Origin of the sequence: Oryzomicrobium sp. (assembly GCF_021287045.1) — a bacterium.
Taxonomy (GTDB): domain Bacteria; phylum Pseudomonadota; class Gammaproteobacteria; order Burkholderiales; family Rhodocyclaceae; genus Oryzomicrobium.
Map to the genome: position 1 here is coordinate 165,043 of NZ_JAJTBG010000005.1, position 21,268 is coordinate 186,310.

Annotated in this window: 18 protein-coding genes; 15 read left to right on the forward strand and 3 right to left on the reverse strand. The window is 70.1% G+C overall.

Annotation, left to right across the window (positions count from 1 at the left end; translation table 11 throughout):
- Nucleotides 1-3 precede the first annotated feature (3 nt).
- On the reverse strand, nucleotides 4-1,005 hold the full coding sequence (locus LWW89_RS07255) for a hydroxymethylpyrimidine/phosphomethylpyrimidine kinase (protein ID WP_293263254.1): 1,002 nt from the start codon (nucleotides 1,003-1,005) through the stop codon (nucleotides 4-6).
- Between the two features lie 193 nt (nucleotides 1,006-1,198).
- Between LWW89_RS07255 and LWW89_RS07260 the strand changes: the two genes are divergently transcribed.
- The 15 genes from LWW89_RS07260 to LWW89_RS07330 all read left to right on the forward strand — a co-directional run bounded on the left by LWW89_RS07260 (nucleotide 1,199) and on the right by LWW89_RS07330 (nucleotide 18,486).
- Nucleotides 1,199-1,351: a rubredoxin gene (locus tag LWW89_RS07260; protein WP_293263472.1), complete on the forward strand. Its 153-nt coding sequence runs from the start codon at nucleotides 1,199-1,201 to the stop codon at nucleotides 1,349-1,351.
- Nucleotides 1,352-1,494: 143 nt separating this feature from the next.
- Nucleotides 1,495-1,857, forward strand: coding sequence for a response regulator (locus tag LWW89_RS07265; protein WP_293263474.1), 363 nt, complete (start codon nucleotides 1,495-1,497; stop codon nucleotides 1,855-1,857).
- 52 nt (nucleotides 1,858-1,909) lie between these two features.
- Nucleotides 1,910-2,272, forward strand: a complete 363-nt coding sequence (locus LWW89_RS07270) for a response regulator (RefSeq protein WP_293263256.1) — start codon at nucleotides 1,910-1,912, stop codon at nucleotides 2,270-2,272.
- 51 nt (nucleotides 2,273-2,323) lie between these two features.
- Nucleotides 2,324-2,836: a chemotaxis protein CheW gene (locus tag LWW89_RS07275; protein WP_293263258.1), complete on the forward strand. Its 513-nt coding sequence runs from the start codon at nucleotides 2,324-2,326 to the stop codon at nucleotides 2,834-2,836.
- A gap of 128 nt (nucleotides 2,837-2,964) precedes the next feature.
- Nucleotides 2,965-5,172 (forward strand): methyl-accepting chemotaxis protein, encoded by a 2,208-nt coding sequence (locus LWW89_RS07280; protein WP_293263260.1) that lies wholly within the window; start codon nucleotides 2,965-2,967, stop codon nucleotides 5,170-5,172.
- Between the two features lie 28 nt (nucleotides 5,173-5,200).
- A complete protein-coding gene (locus tag LWW89_RS07285) occupies nucleotides 5,201-11,305 on the forward strand; it encodes an Hpt domain-containing protein (RefSeq protein ID WP_293263262.1) in 6,105 nt (2,034 codons plus the stop codon).
- 299 nt (nucleotides 11,306-11,604) lie between these two features.
- Nucleotides 11,605-12,807, forward strand: coding sequence for a homocitrate synthase (nifV, locus tag LWW89_RS07290; protein ID WP_293263264.1), 1,203 nt, complete (start codon nucleotides 11,605-11,607; stop codon nucleotides 12,805-12,807).
- A gap of 52 nt (nucleotides 12,808-12,859) precedes the next feature.
- Nucleotides 12,860-13,228, forward strand: a complete 369-nt coding sequence (locus LWW89_RS07295; protein WP_293263266.1) for a nitrogenase-stabilizing/protective protein NifW — start codon at nucleotides 12,860-12,862, stop codon at nucleotides 13,226-13,228.
- On the forward strand, nucleotides 13,221-14,066 hold the full coding sequence (locus LWW89_RS07300; protein ID WP_293263268.1) for an electron transfer flavoprotein subunit beta/FixA family protein: 846 nt from the start codon (nucleotides 13,221-13,223) through the stop codon (nucleotides 14,064-14,066). Before LWW89_RS07295 ends, LWW89_RS07300 begins: the two co-directional genes overlap by 8 nt.
- An 18-nt stretch (nucleotides 14,067-14,084) precedes the next feature.
- Nucleotides 14,085-15,167: an electron transfer flavoprotein subunit alpha/FixB family protein gene (locus LWW89_RS07305; RefSeq protein ID WP_293263270.1), complete on the forward strand. Its 1,083-nt coding sequence runs from the start codon at nucleotides 14,085-14,087 to the stop codon at nucleotides 15,165-15,167.
- Between the two features lie 17 nt (nucleotides 15,168-15,184).
- Nucleotides 15,185-16,489 carry an FAD-dependent oxidoreductase gene (locus LWW89_RS07310; RefSeq protein ID WP_293263272.1) on the forward strand — a complete coding sequence of 435 codons (1,305 nt, stop codon included), beginning with the start codon at nucleotides 15,185-15,187 and terminating at the stop codon, nucleotides 16,487-16,489.
- Nucleotides 16,490-16,499: 10 nt separating this feature from the next.
- On the forward strand, nucleotides 16,500-16,802 hold the full coding sequence (locus LWW89_RS07315) for a ferredoxin family protein (RefSeq protein ID WP_293263274.1): 303 nt from the start codon (nucleotides 16,500-16,502) through the stop codon (nucleotides 16,800-16,802).
- Nucleotides 16,803-16,810: 8 nt separating this feature from the next.
- Complete coding sequence (locus LWW89_RS07320) at nucleotides 16,811-17,266, forward strand: ferritin family protein (protein WP_293263276.1); 456 nt, start codon at nucleotides 16,811-16,813, stop codon at nucleotides 17,264-17,266.
- An 11-nt stretch (nucleotides 17,267-17,277) separates the two neighbouring features.
- Nucleotides 17,278-17,601: a (2Fe-2S) ferredoxin domain-containing protein gene (locus LWW89_RS07325; RefSeq protein ID WP_293263278.1), complete on the forward strand. Its 324-nt coding sequence runs from the start codon at nucleotides 17,278-17,280 to the stop codon at nucleotides 17,599-17,601.
- 105 nt (nucleotides 17,602-17,706) lie between these two features.
- Nucleotides 17,707-18,486, forward strand: a complete 780-nt coding sequence (locus LWW89_RS07330) for a TOBE domain-containing protein (RefSeq protein WP_293263280.1) — start codon at nucleotides 17,707-17,709, stop codon at nucleotides 18,484-18,486.
- Between the two features lie 24 nt (nucleotides 18,487-18,510).
- Here the strand turns inward: LWW89_RS07330 and LWW89_RS07335 are convergent, their stop codons facing one another.
- On the reverse strand, nucleotides 18,511-19,911 hold the full coding sequence (locus LWW89_RS07335; protein ID WP_293263282.1) for a di-heme oxidoredictase family protein: 1,401 nt from the start codon (nucleotides 19,909-19,911) through the stop codon (nucleotides 18,511-18,513).
- On the reverse strand, nucleotides 19,908-21,260 hold the full coding sequence (locus LWW89_RS07340) for an extracellular solute-binding protein (protein WP_293263284.1): 1,353 nt from the start codon (nucleotides 21,258-21,260) through the stop codon (nucleotides 19,908-19,910). The genes LWW89_RS07335 and LWW89_RS07340 overlap by 4 nt, the downstream gene beginning before the upstream one ends.
- Between the last annotated feature and the right edge of the window lie 8 nt (nucleotides 21,261-21,268).

Consider the following 21,268-nt stretch of genomic DNA (forward strand, 5'->3'; position numbering starts at 1 on the left):
AACTCAGGCGGAGGTGCCGTCGCCGGCCAGGCCCCGGGCCCAGAAGAAGCGGTCGGGCACGCGCCGCCCCATGCCGGCACGGAAACCGGCGGCCAAGGCGTGCCAGCAGTAGTCCTGGGCCTCGCGCACCGCATCCTCCACCCCCAGGCCGTTGGCCAGGTTGGCGGCGATGGCCGCCGAGAGGGTGGCGCCGGCGCCGTTGAAGGGGCCGGCCAGGCGCTTCCAGCGGTAGGTCTGGACCAGGCCGGACGCATCGTAGAGGTGGTTGATGACGTCGGGCGAGGGGGTATGCACCCCGGTGAACAGCACGTGGGAACAGCCCCGCTCGACCAGGGTGCGGGCCAGCTCGGCGGCAGGAACGTCGGCCTCGGCGTCGCCCGGGGCGGCTTCCGCATCGTCCTCTTCCTTGGGCAGGTCGCCGGCGAGCAGGCGGGCTTCGAGCTGATTGGGTGCCACCACGGTGGCCAGGGGCAGGAGCAGTTCGGCCACGGCAGCCACCAGGGCCCGGTCCGACTCCAGCTCACCGTCCCACTGGGATTCCCAGTCGTCGCCCCAGGCTTCGGAAGTTTCGGCGCCCTCCGCCGGCAGGCGCAGTCCGTCGTCGTTGCCCGGGGGCGCAGCGACCAGGGCCACCGGGTCGAGCACTACCGGGATGTCCGGGTAGTCGGCCAGAATTTCGGCCACCAGGGCGGCGTTCTCGACGCTGCCGACCCGGCCGACCTTGAAGGCGGCCACGCTCATGTCTTCGAGCAGGGTGCGGGCCTGGTCCTCGACCCAGGCCGGCGAGACGGTCTGCAGGGCATCCACGGCGGCGGAATCCTGCACCGTCACGGCGGTGAGCACGGAGAGGGGATGGCAACCCAGGCTGGCCAGGGTGAGCAGGTCGGCCTGAAGCCCGCCGGCGCCAGTGGGATCGGCAGCGGCGAAGGTCAGGACGATGGGGGGCGAAGCATGGCGCGTCGCGCCCCCCCTGGAGTGGGCGGGGGGAGGACTGGACTGGGACATGGAAGTACGGGAATGCCGGCGGGAAAACCCAGCGGGGGCGGAGCGGAGTACCGCCCATCAGGCCTGCTTGGCGGCGCCGGAGGCGATTCGGTAAGATCGATTCATTCTAAACGATTCCAGCGGTGCCGGCCTTGCCGGACCGTCCCCCCGCCCCATGACCGCCAGCGCCGACTCCCGCCCCTACCGCACCTGGATGTGCCTCATCTGCGGCTGGATCTACGACGAAGCCGCCGGCTCGCCGGAAGACGGGCTGCCCCCGGGCACCCGCTGGGAGGACGTGCCGATGAACTGGGTCTGCCCGGAATGCGGCGCGCGCAAGGAAGATTTCGAATTGACGGAAATCTGATCTTGACAGGCCGGCGACCGGCCCGCGGCGCCCTAGGCAGCCATCGCCCCCTGTAATACCATTGGCAATCCATATAAAACATAAGCACAACGGCTCAGGAGAATCACGTGTCGGACCCGCAAGCCCTGCACGGCATCAAGGTGATGGTGATCGACGATTCCAACACCATCCGCCGCAGCGCCGAGATTTTCCTCACCCAGGCAGGCTGTCAGGTTCTGCTCGCGGAAGACGGATTCGACACCCTGGCCAAGATCGCCGACCACCAGCCGGACCTGATCTTCTGCGACATCATGATGCCGCGCCTGGACGGCTACCAGACCTGCGCCCTGATCAAGAAGAACCCCAAGTTCTCCGCCACCCCGGTGATCATGCTGTCCTCCAAGGACGGCCTGTTCGACCGGGCCCGGGGGCGCATGGTCGGCTCCGACCACTACCTGACCAAGCCCTTCACCAAGGACACCCTGCTCCAGGCGGTCACCGACCACCGAGGCCGGCGCCCGGCCTGACCGCCCTCCGTCCCATCGCTGCAACCCGACTCATTCGCCCAAGGTTTTCGCCATGCCCGTGAAGAAAATTCTCGTCGTCGACGACTCCCCCACCGAACGCGCCTACCTGACCGAAATCCTGTCCAAGGCCGGCTACCAGATCGTCACCGCCGAAAACGGCGAGGACGGCATCGCCAAGGCCAAGAGCGAACATCCGGACCTGGTGCTGATGGACGTGGTGATGCCCGGCCTGAACGGCTACCAGGCCACCCGCACCCTGACCCGGGACGAGGACACCAAGAACATCCCGGTGATCGTGTGCACCTCCAAGGGCCAGGAAACCGACAAGATCTGGGGCCTGCGCCAGGGCGCCCTCGACTACCTGGTCAAGCCGGTCAAGGCCGACGAGCTGCTGGCCAAGATCGCCGCCCTGTAAGCCCGGCCCCGCCGCTCCCGCTCACTCCACCGGCTCCCAGGGACACGCTCCATGGCCAAGAAAATCAGCCTGCGCGAATTCCAGGAACACCTGGCCACCCGCCTTGCCGGCGCCGCCCGGGGCGAAGCCGAGCCCGCCCTGCTGGGCGTCCTGGCCGGTGGCGAGAACTGGCTGCTGGAGCTGTTCGATTCCGGCGAGATCGTGCCCCTGCCGCCGATCACCGGCGTGCCCCTGACCCAGCCCTGGTACGCCGGGCTGGCCAACATCCGCGGCACCCTGTTCTCGGTAAGCGACTTCTCCGCCTTTCTCGGCCACGAGCCCACGCCGCACAACGCCAACGCCCGGCTGGTGCTGGTGGGGGCTCGCCACGGCAGCAACGCCGCCCTGCTCGCCGCCCGCCTGCTCGGCCTCAAGCGGCGCGAGGGGCTGACCCCGCTGCCGCCCCTGGAAAGCGGCCCGGAATGGGCCCGGGAACGGGTCGAGGACAGCGAAGGACGCTGCTGGCGCAAGCTGTCGGTGAAGGGCCTGCTGGCCGATCCGGAGTTCATGCACATCGGCCTCTAGGCACACCAGGCGACACCATGACACCACGCTGATTCCATACTGCCGCTCCGCGGCAACGCATCGCGGAACGCATTCATCGCCGGACGGCCGACGCCGTCCGTGGGGAAACACTCAGGGAGTCCTCCTCCATGGCTTTCAACTTCAAGCTGCCGCAGTTCAGTCTGTCCCGCACGAAACGCCCCGATCCGGCCTCGGACCCCACCGTCTCCGCCCCGGCCCGCCCCCTGCGCGACCCCGTCGCCCCCCGTCCTGCCGGTACCGCTGCCTTCGCCGCGGGCAAGTCCGCCCCCAAGCTGGCCATGCCCGGCTTCCTGGCCGGCTACCCGGTGGCCAAACAGTTGCAGATCCTGGGCGGCGCCCTGGTGGTGCTGCTGCTCGTCGACGGCCTGCTGGTCTGGCGCGACAACCGGGAAGCGGCCAACGGCACCACCTACGTGTCCGCCGCCGGCGAGATGCGCATGCTCTCGCAGCGCATCTCCAAGGCCGCCTCCCTGGCCATCCAGGGCAACCAGACCGCCTTCGGCCAGCTCAAGGATTCCCGCGTCAAGTTCGCCGACCTGCTCGGCAAGCTGGCCCAGGGCGGCGAGATCAACGGGGTCAGCGTGCCCGCCTCGCCGGACAGCGTGACCACCGAACTGGGCACCCTGGAAGGCGAGTGGGGCAAGACCGAGAAAAACGCCGACAAACTGCTGGAGATGGAGAAGAACCTGGTCTCCCTGGGCAAGGACGTGGCCACCATCAACAACAAGAACCCGCAGTTGCTGGAGCTGGCCGAGCAGACCGCCTCGCTCAAGCTGCAAGGCGGCGGCGGCGCCCGGGAGATCGTGGCCGCCAACCAATTGGTGATGCTCACCCAGCGGATCGCCAAGAACGCCTCGGCCCTGCTGGTGGGCGACGCCATCGACCCCGAGGTGGCCTTCCTGCTGGGCAAGGACACCAACAACTTCCGCGACATCCTGAACGGCCTGCTGCGCGGCAGCGAGACCCTCAAGGCGGTCACCGAGGGCGACACCCGGGCCAAGCTGACCGAGCTCGAAGCCGCCTTCAAGGAATACCAGGCCGCGGTGGGTGGCATCCTGGGCAGCATGCAGCGCCTGGTGGTGGCCAAGCAGTCCGGCGCCGCCATCTTCCGCGATTCGGAAAAGCTGCTGGAGCAGACCTCCAAGCTGCAGGACGCCTACCAGGCTGCCTTCGTCACCCGGGCCACCAACACGGTGCTGATGACCGCCCTGTCCCTGGCCGCCCTGGCCCTGCTGGCCCTGATGGGCAAGTTGTACCTGGACGATTCGCGCCGCCGCGCCGAGGAGGCCGAGCGCCAGCGCCAGGAATCGGAACTGTCCAACCGTGCCAACCAGGACGCCATCCTGCGCCTGATGAACGAACTGGGCGATCTGGCCGACGGCGACCTGACCGTGACCGCCACCGTGACCGAGGACATCACCGGCGCCATCGCCGACTCGATCAACTACACCATCGAAGAACTGCGCGTGCTGGTCGGCCGCATCAACGACGCCGCCAACCGGGTGACCGCCGCCACCGAGATGGCCAAGCAGAACTCCTCCGAGCTGCTCGCCGCCGCCGAGAAGCAGGCCGACGAGATTCAGGCCGCCGGCCGCTCGGTGCTCGACATGGCCCGCTCGATGAACCAGGTGTCGGGCAACGCCAACCGCTCCGCCGAGGTGGCCCAGCAGTCCCTGTCCGCCGCCGAGAAGGGCACCCAGGCGGTGCAGGATTCGATCCGCGGCATGAACGAGATCCGCGAGCAGATCCAGGAAACCGCCAAGCGCATCAAGCGCCTGGGCGAATCGTCCCAGGAGATCGGCGAAATCGTGGAACTGATCTCGGACATTACCGAGCAGACCAACGTGCTGGCCCTCAACGCCGCCATCCAGGCCGCCTCCGCCGGCGAGGCCGGCCGCGGCTTCACCGTGGTGGCCGAGGAAGTGCAGCGCCTGGCCGAACGCTCCGCCGAGGCGACCAAACAGATCGCCGCCATCGTCAAGACCATTCAGACCGACACCCAGGACGCGGTGGCGGCCATGGAAGAGTCCACCCAGGGCGTGGTCGAGGGGGCGCGCAAGTCGGACGCCGCCGGCCAGGCCCTGGCCGAGATCGGCGACGTGTCGCGTCAGCTCGCCAGTCTGATCGAAAACATCTCCACCGCCACCCAGGGCCAGGCCCAGTCGGCCACCCAGGTAGCCAACACCATGTCCGGCATCCTGCGCATCACCGAGCAGACCACCGCCGGCACCCAGCGCACCGCCGAGGCGGTGGGCGAACTGGCCGGCCTCGCCTCCGAACTGAAGGGCTCGGTGGCCGGCTTCAAGGTGAACTGAACGCTCCCGCCCCACCCTGACCGCGACAATGACGAGCAATGCGCTGATGGCCAACGAGTTCGAGGTGTTTGACATCGGCCCCCTCACCTGGGTGAAGGGGGAAATCGACCAGGCCCTGGACCGGGCCCTGGGCGCCCTGGACCAGGCCGCCAGCAAGGCCGACGCCACCCAGGTCAAATTCGCCCGCACCCACCTGCACCAGGTCCAGGGGGCGCTGGCCATCGTCGGTCTGGACGGGGTGACCCGCTTCGCCGAGGCCAGCGAGGCTTACCTTGCGGCCCTGGAAGCCGCGGATCAGCCCCTCGGCGAGGACCGCCTGGCCCTGGCCCGCCAGGCCCTGCAAGCCATCCACCACTACCTGGACGGCCTGCTCGACGGCGCTCCGGACCAACCCCTCAAGCTGTACCCCCTCTACCAGTCCCTGGCCCAGGCCCGGGGCGCGGCGGCCTCCCCCGCCGAACTGTTCTTCCCCGACCTGTCGCGGCGCCCGCCCAAGCGCGCCTCGTCCCTCACCCCGCCGGACCCTGGCGCCGCCCTGCGCGCCGCCCGGGCCCGCTACCAGCGCGGCCTGCTCGGCTGGATCCGCGGCCAGGGGATGGCCCAGCGCGTCGGCGCCGCCGACATGCGCGACGCGGTGCGGGCAATCGAGGCCATGCAGGATTCCCCGGCCACCCGCAGCTTCTGGTGGGGCGCCCTGGGCTTCCTCGCCGCCCTGGCCGAGGGCGACCTGGACAAGCACGGCGAGATCAACGGCCTGCTCAGCCGCATCGACCAGCAGATCAAGCGCCTCATCGACGGCTCGCGCACCGTGGCCGAACGGCTGCAACGCGACGTGCTCTACGCCCTCACCCAGGCCGGCGACGGCGCCCCCGAGGCGAAAGCCGCCCGGGCCCTGTACAACCTGGACGACGCCTCGCTGCACGACGCCGCCGCCCCGGCGCCGGAAACCGGCGCCCTGCGCCGCGCCAAGGAGGCCGTCGCCGAAGCCGAGGAAGCCTGGGGCCGCTTCTGCGCCGGCCAGGCCTCGGCCCTGGCCGTGTTCCGCGACAAGGCCGCCCTGTTCGCCCAGGCGGTGGACGGGCTGACCCAGACCGACTACCGGCGCCTCGCCCAGGCCATCCAGGCCGGCGCCGCCTGGTTGGGCGACGACCCCAGCCGACACGGCGAGCCCCTGGCCATGGAAATGGCCACCGCCCTGCTGCTGGCCGACATGGCCCAGGAAAACTATGCCCGCCTGGGCGGCGACTTTGCCCACCAGGTGGACGTCACCGTGGCACGCCTGCACGGCTGCATGGCCGGCACCCCGCCGGTGGAAGGAAGCGAGCTGCCCGAGCTGGACGAAATGTCCCGGCTCGCCCAGGAAAAGCTGCTGCTCTCCCAGGTCGCCCGGGAAATGCAGAGCAACCTGCAGCAGATCGAGCAGATCCTCGACACCTTCTTCCGCAACCCCGCCAACCGGGCCGACCTGCCCGGGGTCTCGCCCCTCATCAAACAGGTCGCCGGCGCCCTGGCCATGCTCGGCCAGAACGGGGCGGTACACGCCATCAACGGCTGCGACGCCATCGTCGCCGGCTTCGCCGCCAGCGACGCCGCCCCGGACCCGGCCGCCTGCGAGCAGGTGGCCCAGACCCTGTCGGCCCTGGGCTTCTTCATCGACACCCTGCCCCGGGAACTGGCCCGCCAGGACAGCGGCGGCAAAAAGCGCAAGGGCGGGCCCGATTTCGACGCCTTCGTCCAGGGCCTCGGTCCCCGGGATGCCCAACCCGAGGCCACCGAGCCGGCCACGGTGGAGCAGGAGATCGCCCGCCAGACCAAGGAAACCCAGGCCCTGCTGGAAGCGGTCAAGGCCCAGCCTGCCGACGAATCCCTGCGCCAGGAGCTGAAGCAAAACCTGAAGTCCCTGCAAAAGGACGCCGACCTGGTGGCCGATGCCAAGCTGGGCCAGCAGGCCCAGGCGGTGCTCAGCGCCCTCGACGGCCTGGAGCCGCCGGCCCCGGCCGCCGGCGACGACGGCGCCGCCTGGGACCCGACGGCCTCCCTGGTGTCCCTGGAATCCGCCGCCTTCGCCCCGACCCCGGCGGCCCCCTCGGCCTCGACCCTCAAGCTCCTCGCCGCCAGCGACGAAGAGATCGACGCCGAGCTGCTGGAAATCTTCCTCGAGGAAGCCAAGGAGGTGCTTGGCACCTACCGGGAGCAGCTCGACGCCCTGCACCGGGAACCGGGCAACGTCGAAGTGCTCACCATCCTGCGCCGCAACGTCCACACCCTGAAGGGCAGCGGCCGCATGGTGGGGCTCAAGGATTTCGGCGAGACCGCCTGGTCCATCGAGCAGGTGCTCAACCTCTGGCTGCGCCAGGAGCATCCGGTCGGCCCGACCCTGTTCGAACTGCTCGAACAGGCCCACGCCCTGTTCGCCGAGTGGGTGCGCCATCTGGACGCCCACGACCACATGGCCCCGGACCCGGCCGACCTGGTGGCCTTCGCCGATGCCATGCGCACCCAGGGCCCCGCCTGTAGCGGCCCGCCGGCGCCAAGCGCCGCCCCCGCCGAAACCCTGCTACCCGACCTGCCGGCGGATGCCGGGGCAGACGCCGAAGGCGCCGTGGACGGCGCCAACGCCGCCGAACCGCCGATGGATGAGGCGCCCTTTGCCGAGGAAATCCTCACCCCCGAACCGCCCACTCCTGTCCAGGACGAGGACTACGGCCCCCCGCCCACCCAGACCCTGACCATTTCCCCCACCCTCTACCAGATCTTCCTGGAAGAGGCCCAAGGCCACCTGCAGGCCCTGCGCCAGGGCATGGACCATCTGGTCGCCCACCCGGCCGACGGCCTGCCCGGCGGCATCGAGCGGGCCGCCCACACCCTGGGCGGCATCGCCGGCACCCTGGGGCTGAACGCCATCAACCGCCTCGGCATCGCCCTTGAGCACGCCCTGCTGCGCCGCTCCCACGCGCCCCAGCCGGACGATCCGTACGCCCTGGCGATCCTCGCCGACGCCGTGTCCGCCCTGGAGGACATGGTCGCCAAGGTGGCCGACCACGCTCCGCCACCGGCCCGCCCCGAACTGGAAATGGCAGTGGAGGAGCTCTACTCCCTGTCCGCCAGCCGCGTCGGCGGCCCCCTGAGCCTGGAAGCCTTCGCCGCCCTGGACAGCCACCACGACGACTTCGCCGACGCCCCCGCCCTCGACTTTCCCGACCTGGTTCTGCCCGGCGAAGCCCCGGACCAGCCGGAAGCGCTGGACGTGGAAGTGGACGACGGCCTGAGCCTGGAACTGGGCCTCGGTCTCGATCAGGACCTGGGTCAGGAGCTGGGCGCCCCCCAAGGCTCCGGCGAGGCGCCAGCCAGCGCAATGGAGACCGAGTTCTCCGCCGCACCGGCCGCCACTGCCGACGAGACCGCCGCAGCTCTGCTTCCGGCCGTGGACGAAGCCGAGCCTGCCGATACGACGCCCCTGGCGCCCCCAGCCAGCCTGGATGAACCGGACGACCTCGTCGAGATCGCCCTGCCCGACCTGGCAGACGCCTTCCCCGCCCTGGGCGCCGCCGCAGAAACCGGCACCGAAGAATACGCGGCCGAAATCCCGGCCAGCAGCGCCCCCGCCATCGACGACAGCGCAAACCTGGACCTGCTGCCCCCCGACTCCCCGGACCAGGACCTGTTGCCGATCTTCATCGAGGAAGCCCAGGAACTGGTCACCGCCATCGCCGACGGCCTGCGCCGCTGGCGCGACGAACCGGGCGACGGCGAACACCAGAACGCCATGTTCCGCCTGCTGCACACCCTCAAGGGCAGTGCCCGCATGGCCGGCGCCTACTCCATGGGCGAACTGACCCACGGTCTGGAATCCCGGGTGGAAATGGCCGCCGGCATCGCCCCGGTGACCTCGGCCTACCTGGACGAACTCGAAGCCGCCTTCGACCTGGTCGCCCAGCAGGTCGAGCGCCTGGCCACGGGCCAGACTTCCCAGGCAGTGGCGCCCCCCACCTACCGGCAGCCGCCCCAGGGCGCACCCCTGGCCGAATCCCTAGCCGACTCCCGGCCGGAACCGGCACCCGCCGACGCGGATGCCGCAAGCCAGGTGGAGTCCGCGGTTGAGCCAGCCTTCTCCGCACCGGCAAGCAGCCCAACAGCCCCGTCGGCCGAACCCGGCCCGGCTGTCGACGCGGTCGCGGCTGCCACTGAAACGCCGGCAGAGGCTACGCCCGCCGCCGACGAGCGCCGCCACGAGCCCCGGCCCCCAACCAAGCCGGCCGAAGCCGAGACCGACGCCGCCGGCCGCTCGACCCTGCGGGTGCGCGCCGATCTGGTGGACCGGCTGGTGAACGAGGCCGGCGAAATCGCCATCGCCCGCTCCCGCATCGAAGGCGAGATGCGCGCCCTGAAAGGCTCCCTGCTCGACCTTACCGAGAACGTCATCCGCCTGCGCCGCCAGCTGCGCGAAATCGAAATCCAGGCCGAAACCCAGATCCAGGCCAACCAGGTCGTCGCCGACACGGCCAAGCCCGACTTCGACCCCCTGGAGCTGGACCGCTTCACCCGCTTCCAGGAGCTGACGCGGATGATGGCCGAGTCGGTGAACGACGTGGCCACGGTGCAGCAGAGCCTGCTGAAGAACCTGGACGACGCCAACTCGGCGCTCAACGCCCAGTCGCGCCTGACCCGGGAACTGCAACAAGCCCTGCTGTCGGTGCGCATGGTGCCCTTCGGCAGCCAGGCCGACCGGCTCTACCGCCTGGTGCGCCAGACCGCCCGGGAACTGGGCAAGAAGGCCGCCCTGGACATCCTGGGGGTGCAGGTGGAACTCGACCGGGGCGTGCTCGAACGCATGCTCGCCCCCCTGGAGCACATGCTGCGCAACGGCGTCGCCCACGGCCTGGAAGCCCCGGCCGAACGCCTGGCCCAGGGCAAGCCGGAAACCGGCCAGCTGACCCTGAAGGCGGCCCAGGAAGGCAACGAGATCCACATCACCCTGAGCGACGACGGCCCCGGCATCGACCTCGCCCGGGTGCGGGACAAGGCCCTGGCCGCCGGGTTGGTCGACGCCGGCATCGGCACCGAAACCGCCGAGGACCGGCAGCGCCTGATGGCCTGCATCTTCGAGCCGGGCTTCTCCACCGCCAGCGAAGTGTCCCGGGTCGCGGGCCGCGGCGTCGGCATGGACGTGGTCAAGACCGAAGTGGAAGTCCTGGGCGGCCGGGTCGAGGTGGACAGCGAGACCGGCCGCGGCTCCCGCTTCAACATCTACCTGCCCCTCACCCTGGCGGTCACCCAGGCCCTGCTGGTGCGCATCGGCAACCGCCGCTACGCCATCCCCTCGGCCATGATCGAGCAGGTCCAGGAACTCAAGGCCGAAGTCCTCGGCCGCATCCGCGAAGCCGGCCGCACCGCCTGGCTGGACAACGACTACCCCTACCACTTCCTGCCTCACCTGCTCGGCGAGCGGGAAGCCCTGCCCGAACCGCACCGCCTCAACTGGCTGCTGCTGCTGAAGAGCGGTACCCAGCGCATCGCCCTGCAAGTGGACGAACTGGCCGGCAACCAGGAAATCGTGGTCAAGAACGTCGGCCCCCAACTGGCCCGGGTAGCAGGCATCGACGGCGCCACGGTGCTCGGCGACGGCGAGATCGTGCTGATCCTCAACCCGGTGGCCCTGGCCCTCCAGGCCCCCACCGGACGCCCCCAGCACGCCACTACGGCCGCCGAGTCCGCCGACTCCGGCGCCACTCCCGCCCCGTCGTCATTCACCGCCACCCTGCCCACGGTGATGGTGGTGGACGACTCGATGACGGTGCGCAAGATCACCGGCCGCCTGATGGCCCGGGAGGGCTACCACGTGCTCACCGCCAAGGACGGCGTGGACGCCCTGGAGCAGATGCTCGACGTGATCCCCGACGTGCTGCTGGTGGACATCGAGATGCCGCGCATGGACGGCTTCGACCTGACCCGCAACGTGCGCGCCGACGAGCGCCTGCGCGACATCCCGATCATCATGATCACCTCGCGCACCGCCGACAAGCACCGCAACCACGCCTTCGAGCTGGGGGTGGACCACTACCTGGGCAAGCCCTACCAGGAAGACGAACTGACCCGGCTGGTGGCCGAGAGCGTCGCCCGGCACCGGGCCTGACCCTCGGGACCGGCCCCGGGCAAACCCCGCGCCAGTCCTCGCTCTTCAGGCAACTCCCTGCAAACACCCCGCCCAGCCCAGTGCTCGGCGGGGTGTATTTTTTCCACCCGCCGCCCCCTGCCATAACGGCGCCGGCCCATGCCCGCCGGCCTGTCGCGAACCCGACAATGTCGCCTTTCGCCCCCGGCCCCAACACTTGATACTAGAAAGCAACATGCTGTTCTAAAAGCAGTTTTCGGTAAAAACCCAGGCTGGCATCGAAGTTGCACTACGCAGGTCACGACCCTGCGAGGTGCCCCATGCCCCTACCTTTCGTCACCCTCAACGACACGACGCTGCGCGACGGCGAGCAGACCGCCGGCGTGGCGTTTTCCGCCGACGAAAAGCTGGCCATCGCAACCGCCCTGGCCGAGGCCGGCGTTCCGGAAATGGAAGTCGGTATTCCCGCCATGGGGCGGGAGGAACAGGAAGTCATCGCCGCCCTGGCCCGCCAGGGGCTGCCGGTCCGGCTGATGAGCTGGGCGCGCATGTGCGACGACGACCTGAATGCGGCGCGACGCTGCCAGACCGATTGGATCAACCTGTCGATCCCGGTATCGGACATCCAGCTGTCGCACAAGCTCAAGCGCGACCGGGCTTGGGCACTCAAGACCGTTGCCCGCATGGTGCCCAAGGCGGTGGATGCCGGCTTCATCGTCTCGGTAGGGGGCGAGGACGCTTCGCGGGCCGACCCGGAATTCCTCCACCGGGTTCTGGAAACGGCCGAAAGGGCCGGCGCCAATCGCTTTCGCTACGCCGACACCCTGGGGGTGCTCGACCCTTTCGCCACCTACGCCCGTATCGGCTCGCTCAAGAGCCGCTCCAGCCTGCCCCTGGAGATGCATGCCCACGACGACCTGGGGCTGGCCACCGCCAATACCCTGGCAGCCATCCTGGCCGGCGCCTCGGCGGTCAACACCACGGTCAACGGCCTGGGTGAGCGGGCCGGCAACGCCCCCCTGGAAGAAACGGTGATGGCCCTCAAGCACCTGCACGGCATCGCCACCGGGGTAGACACCGCCGCCCTGCCCGCCATTTCGGCCCTGGTGGCCCTGGCCTCGGGCCGGCCGGTGGCGGCCAACAAGTCCATCGTCGGCGACATGGTGTTCACCCACGAGGCCGGCATCCACGTCGACGGCCTGACCAAGAATCCGGACAACTACCAGGGCTTCGACCCGGCCGAGCTGGGACGCGGCCACCGGGTGGTGCTGGGCAAGCACTCCGGGTCCGCCGCCCTGATCCAGGCCTACCGGGACCTGGGCATCGACCTGGACGCCGACCGGGCGGCCCGCATCCTGCAACGGGTACGCCGCCACGCCACCGAGTGCAAGCGCCCGCCGGGCTTTCGCGAGCTGATGGGCTACTACCTGGACACCCTGCGTCCGGCTGCCGCGACGATTCCGGGTGCGGCCCGCCCCTTGCCTGCCCGGGGCATTCCGGCTCCCCAGCCCCGCCCCCTGTAGCGCCAAGTAGCGCCAAGCCCCTTCCTACCGCCACCGCCTTGCGAGGTCCGCCATGAGCGCCTTCACCGTCATCGAAGCCGACAACGTCGATCGCACCCCGACCCACCCGGGCTGGCTGATGCAGTTGTCGTCCCTGTCCACCGCCGAGGAATTTCTCGCCTACTTCGGCCTGCCCTTCGACCCCCGGGTGGTCAACGTGAACCGTCTGCACATCCTCAAGCGCTTCCAGCAGTACCTGGCCCGGGACGGTGGCCTCACCGCCGTGGCTGCCGCCGGCCCGGCCGCCGTGGGCTCCCGGCTGGAAGCCGCCTACGGGGACTTCGTCAACGGCACCGCCCAGCAGCACAAGGTGTTCCCGGTATTCGAGCGGGGCACCCAGCGCATTTCCCTCCACCAGCTTCGCCGAGGCCATCATGCATAGCGTCGTCTGTATCAAGCAGGTGCCGGACTCGGCGCAGATCCGCGTCCATCCGGTCACCAACACCATCATGCGCCAAGGCGTCCCGGCCATCGTCAATCCCTACGACCTGTTCGCCCTGGAAGAAGCCCTGCGCCTCAAGGACCAGCTGGGCGGCACGGTCACCGTGCTATCCATGGGTCCCCCCATGGCCGAGGCGGCGCTGCGCAAATGCCTGGCCTTCGGCGCCGACGACGCGATCCTGGTGTCCGACCGGGCCTTCGCCGGCTCCGACACCCTGGCCACCTCCTTCGCCCTGGCCGCCACCATCCGCAAAATCCAGGAAAACATGCCGGTGGACCTGATCTTCACCGGCAAGCAGACCATTGACGGCGACACCGCCCAGGTCGGCCCGGGCATCGCCAAGCGCCTCGATTTCCAGCTGCTCACCTACGCGTCGAAGATCGTCGCGGTGTCGCCGGCCGAGAAGCGCATCACCGTCGAACGCCGCGCCGAGGGCGGCGTTCAGGTGCTGGAAACCCGCCTGCCCTGCCTGATCACCATGCTCGAAGGCACCAACGAGATGCGCTTCGGCGACATGGCCGACCTGTTCCGCGCCGCCCGTACCCCGGTCAAGGTGTGGGACCGGGAGGCCGCCGGAATCGACGACCCGGGCAGCGTCGGCCTCAAGGGCAGCCCCACGGTGGTGAGCAAGGTGTTCGCCCCGAAGCCCCGGGCGAAACGCGCCGAGATCGTCGAAACCGCCGACAACGACCCGGCCGGCCTGGCGGTGACCCTGCTCGCCAAGGTGTTCACCCAACACCCCAAGCTCGACCGCGAACTGACGAAGACCGTCGGCTGAACCGCAAGGGAGAAAACCATGAACGATACGGTCAAGAAACCGGCCAAGAAGAAGGTCGAACTGGACCCCCGCTTCGCCGGTTACAAGGGCGTCTGGGTGTTCATCGAGAACGAACGGGGCCAGGTCCATCCCGTCTCCTGGGAACTGCTCGGCGAGGGACGCAAGCTGGCCGATGCCCTGGGGGTGGAGCTAGCCGGGGTGGTGATGGGCCCACCGGGCGAGCGCCTCGCCGCCATCTGCCAGGAGGCGTTCGCCTACGGCGCCGACCTGTGCTACCTGGCCAGCCACCCGGCCCTGGCTGACTACCGCAACGAGCCTTACACCCAGGGCCTCACCGCGCTGGTGAACGCCTACCAGCCGGAAATCCTCATGCTCGGCGCCTCGACCCTGGGCCGCGACCTGGCCGGCTCGGTAGCCACCACCCTGGGCACCGGCCTGGTGGCCGACTGCACCGAACTGGTGATCGAGGCCGATACCCGCAACCTGGCCTCGACCCGCCCCACCTTCGGCGGCTCGCTCTTGTGCACCATCATGACCCAGCGCCACCGGCCCCAGATGGCCACGGTGCGCCCCCGGGTGATGGCCATGCCCGAGGCCGACCCGGCCCGCAACGGCCGCATCGTCGAGCACCCCCTGGCCTTCGTCGAGGACGCCATCGTCACCAAGGTGCTGGAGTTCATCGCCGACGACACCCGGGACAAACCCAACCTGCCCTTCGCCGACATCATCGTCGCCGGCGGCCGGGGCCTGAAGCGCCCGGAGAATTTTCAACTGGTGTGGGAGCTGGCCAAGGTGCTGGGGGCCGAAGTCGGCGCCTCCCGCCCGGTGGTCCAGGCCGGCTGGGCCGAGCTGGACCGCCAGGTGGGCCAGTCGGGCAAGACGGTGCGGCCCAAGCTGTACATCGCCGCCGGCATTTCCGGCGCCATCCAGCACCGGGTGGGCATGGACGGGGCGGACGTGATCATCGCCATCAACAACGACCCCAATGCGCCGATCTTCGACTTCGCCCACTTCGGCATCGTCGGCAACGCCATGCAGATCCTGCCGGCGTTGACCCACGCCTTTTCCGCCCACCTGGCCCAGGCCCGCAAGGCCGGCTGACCGCCAAGGAGATCCCCATGGCCGAAAAATTCGATGTGATCGTGGTCGGCGCCGGCATGGCCGGCAATGCCGCCGCCTACACCTGCGCCAAGGCCGGGCTGTCGGTGCTGCAACTGGAGCGGGGCGAAACCCCGGGTTCGAAGAACGTCCAGGGCGCCATCCTCTACGCCGACGCCATCGAGAAGATCATCCCCGACTTCCGCGACGACGCCCCCCTGGAGCGGCACCTGATCGAGCAGCGGGTGTGGATACTCGACGACGATTCTTGCGTCGGCTCCACCTACCGCTCCGAAGAATTCAACCGCCGGCCCTACAACCGCTACACCATCATCCGCGCCCACTTCGACCAGTGGTTCAGCAAGAAGGTCCAGCACGCCGGCGCCATGGTCATCTGCGAGGCCACGGTGGAAGAGCTGCTGCTCGACGGCAAACGGGTGATCGGCGTGCGCACCGACCGCAAGGGTGGCGAGATCCACGCCGATTGCGTCATCCTCGCCGACGGCGCCAACTCGGTCCTGGCGCGCAAGGCCGGCTTCCGCCCCGAGCTCGACCCCAAGGACATGGCCCTGGCGGTCAAGGAAATCCACTTCCTGCCCCAGGAGACCATCGAGTCGCGCTTTTCCATCGGCGAGGACGAGGGAGTAGTGATCGAAATGGCCGGCAAGGTCACGGCCGGCATGATGGGTACCGCCTTCCTGTACACCAACAAGGAGTCGATCACCCTGGGGGTGGGCTGCATGCTCTCCGATTTCAAGCGCCAGACGGTCACCCCCTATGAGCTGCTCGACCGGATGAAACGCCACCCGGCCATCGCCCCCCTGATCGAGGGCAGCGACATGAAGGAATACGCCGCCCACCTGATCCCCGAGGGCGGCTACGACGCGGTGCCCCAGGTCTATGGCGACGGCTGGCTGATCGCCGGCGACGCCGGCCAGTTCGTCAACGGCCTGCACCGGGAAGGCTCCAACCTGGCCATGACCACGGGCATGCTCGCCGCCCAGACGGTGATCGAGCTGAAGGCGGCCGGCAAGGCCTGCACCGCCCCCAACCTGTCCGCCTACAAGGCCAAGCTGGACGACAGCTTCGTCATGAAGGACTTGAAGAAGTACCGGCGCGCCCCCGCCATCTTCCACAAGAACCCCCAGTTCTTCACCACCTACCCGGAACTGCTGTCCAAGGCCGCCCAGACCCTGATCCGGGTGGACGGCGTGGACAAGCGCACCAAGGAAAGGCAGATCCGCCAGACCTTCGTTGCCCGCCGCTCCTGGTGGGGACTGATCAGCGACGCCTTCAAGTTCTGGCGTGCCGTCGAATCGAAGTAAGGAGCAGCCCATGGAAACCCACGCCACCCAGAAGGTCGAGGAAAAGCTATTCCAGAACCGCTACCGGGTCGATGCCGGCCGGCCCCACATCCGCATCAAGGACGCCGAACTGTGCACCCACCAGTGCAGCCAGAAGCAATGCACGGTGTGCTGTCCGGCGGGCTGCTACACCCAGGAAGGCAACGGCAAGGTGGTGCTGATCACCGACGGCTGCATGGAGTGCGGCACCTGCCGCATCGTCTGCGACGAACACCGCAACCTGGACTGGGAATGGCCCCGGGGCGGTTTCGGCATCCTGTTCAAGTTCGGTTGAGAGGCCCCATGGACGACGTCGAACGTTTTCTCACCCACGCCATCCAGGTCGAACGTGACGCCGCGCGGCGCTTCGAGGAGCTGGCCGAAAGCATGAAGACCGTCGGCAATGGCGACACCGAAGCCTGCTTCCGCCAGATGGCCGTCTTCTCGCGCCAGCACCTGGCCGAAGCCACCGCCCGGGCCGGCTTCCGCTCCCCGCCACAGTTGGCCCCCGACGAGTACGAATGGCCCGACGGAACCAGCCCGGAGACCGCCGGCTGGGAAGGCGTGGACGGCTTCCTGCCACCCCACGCCGCCCTGGAACTTGCCCTCGACAGCGAACGGCGCGGCCATGCCTTCTACGCCGCCATTGCCGCCACCACCCGCAACCCGGAAGTGAAGGTACTGGCAGAGGAATTCGCCGCCGAGGAGGCCGAGCACGTGGCCGCCCTGGAACTGCGCCTGGCCCGCGCCCTAATTTGAGGAATGCCGCCGTGAAACCCAGAAAACACGTCTTCGTCTGCACCCAGGGGCGTCCCCCGGGCCATCCCCGCAGCAGTTGCGCCGGCAGCGGCGGTGCGGCCGTGGCCCAGACCTTCTGGGACGAGCTGGCGCGGCGCCAGGCCTATGGCCGCATCGCTGTGACCGCCTGCGCCTGCCTTGGCCCCTGCGACGGCGGTCCTCATGTGCTGGTCTACCCGGACGGGGTGATGTACCAGCGGGTTCAACCCGGCGACGTCGCCGAAATCTTCGACCGCCACCTGGAGTTCGACGAGCCGGTGGAGCGGCTTCTCGCCCCGGCGGCGGCCTGGGGCTGACGGGGCCCGGCCCGGCGGCCGGCCCCGGCTTCCCCTGCGACTCCGTGTTTTTTCCTGCCGATCGTTGTATATGAAGAGCCATAACCAACCATTGAAGGAATCACCATGACCGCCAAGACCTTGCCTCCCCGGCTCATGCCCGCCCCGGCGGCCCGAGCCGCCAACCGCCCGGTCCCCAACGCGCGCCTGGCATGGCTGGAGCGGGCCGTCGCCCGTGAAGTGCTGCCGGTCCCCCCCGAGGAAACCGATGCCGCCCGCCAGGCAGTTGAAGAGATGAACAACCTGGCCGGCGAATGCCTGGCCGAATGGCTGGTGGCCGAGGTGGGCTGCGCCCTGCGCCTCACCCCCCGGGGACGCCGCCTGGCGGTGGCCCTGGTGGTCCAGGAAGAAGAGCGGAGCCGGCTGCGCGAACGCTGCGGCGGCCACTTCGACGCCGATGCCCGGCTGCTCGACCGGGTGGCGGTGCGCACCAGCGCCCGCAACCAGTTTTGCGGCCGCGTGGCTGCCATTCAACACGGCTCCTTGATCGACCAGATCCACCTGGAGCTGCCGGGCAACCAACGGCTCTGCGCAAGCCTCACCCCGGACAGCACCCTTTCCCTGGGGTTGGCCGTGGGCAGCGAGGTGGTGGCCCTGGTGAAGGCCTCGGCGGTGCTGGTGCTGGGCGGTGGAGAAGGCAGCGCCTACGCAGACCACAACCGGCTCGACGGGACGGTGCGGCGCCTGCGCCAGGAAGGGGGTCGCCGCGAGATCGTGGTGGACCTGGGCTCGGGCCTTACCGCCGTGGCCAACGCCGGCCCCGAGCTGGCCGCCCCCTTCGCGCCGGGCCAGACGGTCACCGTGGCCTTCCGCCCATCGTCGGTGCTGATCGGCGTGGTGGCCTGAGGCCAAGCCACCACGGCCCCTCGTCTACAGGCTGTAGAGGAAGGCCAGCAGGGCGGCCCGGTCGGCCCGGGCCATGGCGGCGAAGCGGTCCCGGGCGATGCGGGCCTCGCCGCCGTGCCACAGGATGGCCTCGGTAGCGTTCCGCGCCCGGCCGTCGTGAAGCAGATAGGTATGACCGTTCACCAGGGCCTGCAGCCCCAGGCCCCACAGGGGGGCGGTGCGCCATTCCCGGCCGCTGGCCGCGAAGTCGGGACGGCCATCGGCCAGCCCGTCCCCCATGTCATGCACAAGCAGGTCGGTATAAGGCGCAAAGGCCGTTCCGGCGGGAATGCCGTGACGCGCCCCGGCCACCGTCGCTCCCGTCATCAGGCGGGGGCGGTGGCACGCCGGGCAACCGGCCGCGGCAAACAGGGCGGCCCCCCGCTCGCCCCCTTCCCGGGGGCGCGGCCGGGGCGCGGCGAGGCGGGCCAGGTAGGTCTCGATGGCATCGAGCTGGGCGCCGCTCAATTCCGGCGTGCCGCCGTTGGGCGCGGCCCGGCAGGCGGCCTGGGCCGGGGTGCAGTTGGCGGCAGGGAATAGGTCCGAGGTGATGCCCAGGTCACCGGCCATGGCCCCGGCGATCTGCTGGCGCAGGCTGGGCATGTTGGCCTTCCAGCCGAAGCGGCCGGCCACGGTGCGCCCGCGCTGGGCGTCCCACACCCGGTTGACCCGGCCGCCCACGCCGTCGGGCTTGGCTTCCCGGGCCATGCGCGCCAACTCCCGGTCCGGCACCGCATCGAGCAGGCCCAGGCCGAACACCGCCTGGCCGACCCGGGGTGAGGTCAGCACCCCGTCCAGGGGGCCGTAGGCCAGGTCGCGGAATTCCAGGCGCGGGCGGCGCAGGCGCACCACCTCGCCATCGCCCAGGGCGACGGCTTCCTCCTCCCAGTGCACCGCAGCCCGGCCTTCCCCGGGCACGCCGGGGATGCCTTCCTCGTTGAGCTGGTCGCCGTAGGCCGGATGGGGCTTGGGGCCGCCGTGGGGGCCGCTGCCGGGAACCGACAGGCGCACCAGCATCGACTGCATGCGTTCGTCCGGCCCCGCCGGGGCCTGGCCCCGGCCGTTCTTGGGGTGGCAAGAGAGGCAGGCGAGACGGTTGTAGAGCGGCCCCAGGCCATCCACCTCGGCATCCTGGGCGGGAGCCACCACCCAACTCTGGCGGAACAGGCTGCGGCCACGGAAGAACGCCGGCCGCCCGGCCTCATCCAGGGTGGCGAAGGGCCGGCCGTAGGCCTCCCGGGTAGCGTCGGCGGTGGTGTAGGGGCCGTCATCGCCGGCGGCCGCCGCACCGGCCAGACGATGAACGCCAGCCGCCCCCAGAGTAGCCAGGGCGGCGGCGAGGAGCGCCACCGTGCCGCGCAGGTTGCGTCGGGGATGCCGGGTCATGCCCCGGCCTCCGCCAGCAGACGGGCCGCCTCGGCGCGGCGGGCGGCGGCCCGGCGGCGCCACTGCTCCTCCACGTCCTCCAGGGCGGTGGCGTCCGCCCCCTCGACCCGGCTGCGGAAGCGGCGGCGCAGGGTCTCGTCGGCGGCCTCGATCTCGCTCAGGGGCGCAGCGCCCAGCGCCCGGCGGGCCGCCGCCACGGCCCGGGCCGCCTCGCCCACGGGCGGCTTGGCCTCGGCCGCGTGGATGCGCCGCCACAGGGCCGCCACCTCGGCGTGGGGCACCACCAGCTGCTGCTGGAAGGCGGCGGCGGTGAGTCCCAGGCGCGGCTGGGCGAGACGCCCGTCGAAGCCGTAACCGCCGGCGGCAGCCAGCTCGAACAGGTTGGGGTAGTCCGCCGGCAGGCTGGCGTACGCCGCCGGGCGCACCGGCAGCTTGCGGATGTCCGGGTCGGCCAGGATGGCCTGGCCGACCGGGGACAAAACAAACTCGACGAAGACCTTGGCCCCGGCCGGGTTGGGCGCGCCGGCGGTGACGGCGATCTGGCCCGGATTGACCCCGCCGTGGCGCGGGTAGAGAAAGCGGAGCGGCGCCCCGTTGGCCACCGCGGCGGCGGCGAAGAAGTCGATGGACAAGCCCACCGCCACCCGGCCGGCGGCCACCTCGTCGGCGACGAAGGTGGAGCCCCGGTCGATCAGCACCGCGTTGCCGGCGATCTCGCTCCACAGGGCCCAGCCCCGCTCCCAGCCGTAGGCCTGGAGGACGATTTCGACCATCACCGGGGCGAAGCCGACCCGGGCCGGAATGGGCAGAGCCAGGGCGCCGGCTAGGCGCGGGTCGGCCAGATCCTCCCAGTCGCCGGGCAGGGGGACGCCGCGCCGGGCCAACGCCCCCGGGTTCACGGCGAAACCATAGCCGGCCATCTCGGTGGCCAGGTACTGGCCGTCCGGGTCGGACAGGGGGGTGTTGCCGAGCACCGCGGGCAGGCCATGCCGATCCACCCCCAGGCCGTCCAGGGAGCGCCAGGCCCCTTCGGCCTTGAGGGTGGCGAAGTTGCGCGGCGAGGCGGTCCAGTACACATCCACCCCGCCCTGGCCGGGCTGGCGCAGGTAGGGCAAGGCGTCGTGCGGCATACGCCACACCACTTGCAAACGCTGCCCGGGATGGGCCTTCTCGAAGGCGGCCTCGATGCGCGAGACCACTTCGTCAGGATAGCTGGTGAGCACCACCACCGGCTGGGGCGCCGCGCGCAAGGGGGCGGCCAGGACGGCGCAGGCACCGGCGGCCAGGCTGTGGAGCAGGCGGCGCCGGGTGGCGCAGGGGAGCACCAAGGGGATAGAGCGGGCAGACATGGCGGACC

Excerpts from the sequence above, each read along its gene's own strand:
- LWW89_RS07255 (WP_293263254.1), bottom strand. The coding sequence starts at position 1,005 with ATGTCCCAGTCCAGTCCTCCCCCCGCCCACTCCAGGGGGGGCGCGACG.
- LWW89_RS07260 (WP_293263472.1), top strand. The coding sequence starts at position 1,199 with ATGTGCCTCATCTGCGGCTGGATCTACGACGAAGCCGCCGGCTCGCCG.
- LWW89_RS07265 (WP_293263474.1), top strand. The coding sequence starts at position 1,495 with ATGGTGATCGACGATTCCAACACCATCCGCCGCAGCGCCGAGATTTTC.
- LWW89_RS07270 (WP_293263256.1), top strand. The coding sequence starts at position 1,910 with ATGCCCGTGAAGAAAATTCTCGTCGTCGACGACTCCCCCACCGAACGC.
- LWW89_RS07275 (WP_293263258.1), top strand. The coding sequence starts at position 2,324 with ATGGCCAAGAAAATCAGCCTGCGCGAATTCCAGGAACACCTGGCCACC.
- LWW89_RS07280 (WP_293263260.1), top strand. The coding sequence starts at position 2,965 with ATGGCTTTCAACTTCAAGCTGCCGCAGTTCAGTCTGTCCCGCACGAAA.
- LWW89_RS07285 (WP_293263262.1), top strand. The coding sequence starts at position 5,201 with ATGACGAGCAATGCGCTGATGGCCAACGAGTTCGAGGTGTTTGACATC.
- nifV (WP_293263264.1), top strand. The coding sequence starts at position 11,605 with ATGCCCCTACCTTTCGTCACCCTCAACGACACGACGCTGCGCGACGGC.
- LWW89_RS07295 (WP_293263266.1), top strand. The coding sequence starts at position 12,860 with ATGAGCGCCTTCACCGTCATCGAAGCCGACAACGTCGATCGCACCCCG.
- LWW89_RS07300 (WP_293263268.1), top strand. The coding sequence starts at position 13,221 with ATGCATAGCGTCGTCTGTATCAAGCAGGTGCCGGACTCGGCGCAGATC.
- LWW89_RS07305 (WP_293263270.1), top strand. The coding sequence starts at position 14,085 with ATGAACGATACGGTCAAGAAACCGGCCAAGAAGAAGGTCGAACTGGAC.
- LWW89_RS07310 (WP_293263272.1), top strand. The coding sequence starts at position 15,185 with ATGGCCGAAAAATTCGATGTGATCGTGGTCGGCGCCGGCATGGCCGGC.
- LWW89_RS07315 (WP_293263274.1), top strand. The coding sequence starts at position 16,500 with ATGGAAACCCACGCCACCCAGAAGGTCGAGGAAAAGCTATTCCAGAAC.
- LWW89_RS07320 (WP_293263276.1), top strand. The coding sequence starts at position 16,811 with ATGGACGACGTCGAACGTTTTCTCACCCACGCCATCCAGGTCGAACGT.
- LWW89_RS07330 (WP_293263280.1), top strand. The coding sequence starts at position 17,707 with ATGACCGCCAAGACCTTGCCTCCCCGGCTCATGCCCGCCCCGGCGGCC.
- LWW89_RS07335 (WP_293263282.1), bottom strand. The coding sequence starts at position 19,911 with ATGACCCGGCATCCCCGACGCAACCTGCGCGGCACGGTGGCGCTCCTC.
- LWW89_RS07340 (WP_293263284.1), bottom strand. The coding sequence starts at position 21,260 with ATGTCTGCCCGCTCTATCCCCTTGGTGCTCCCCTGCGCCACCCGGCGC.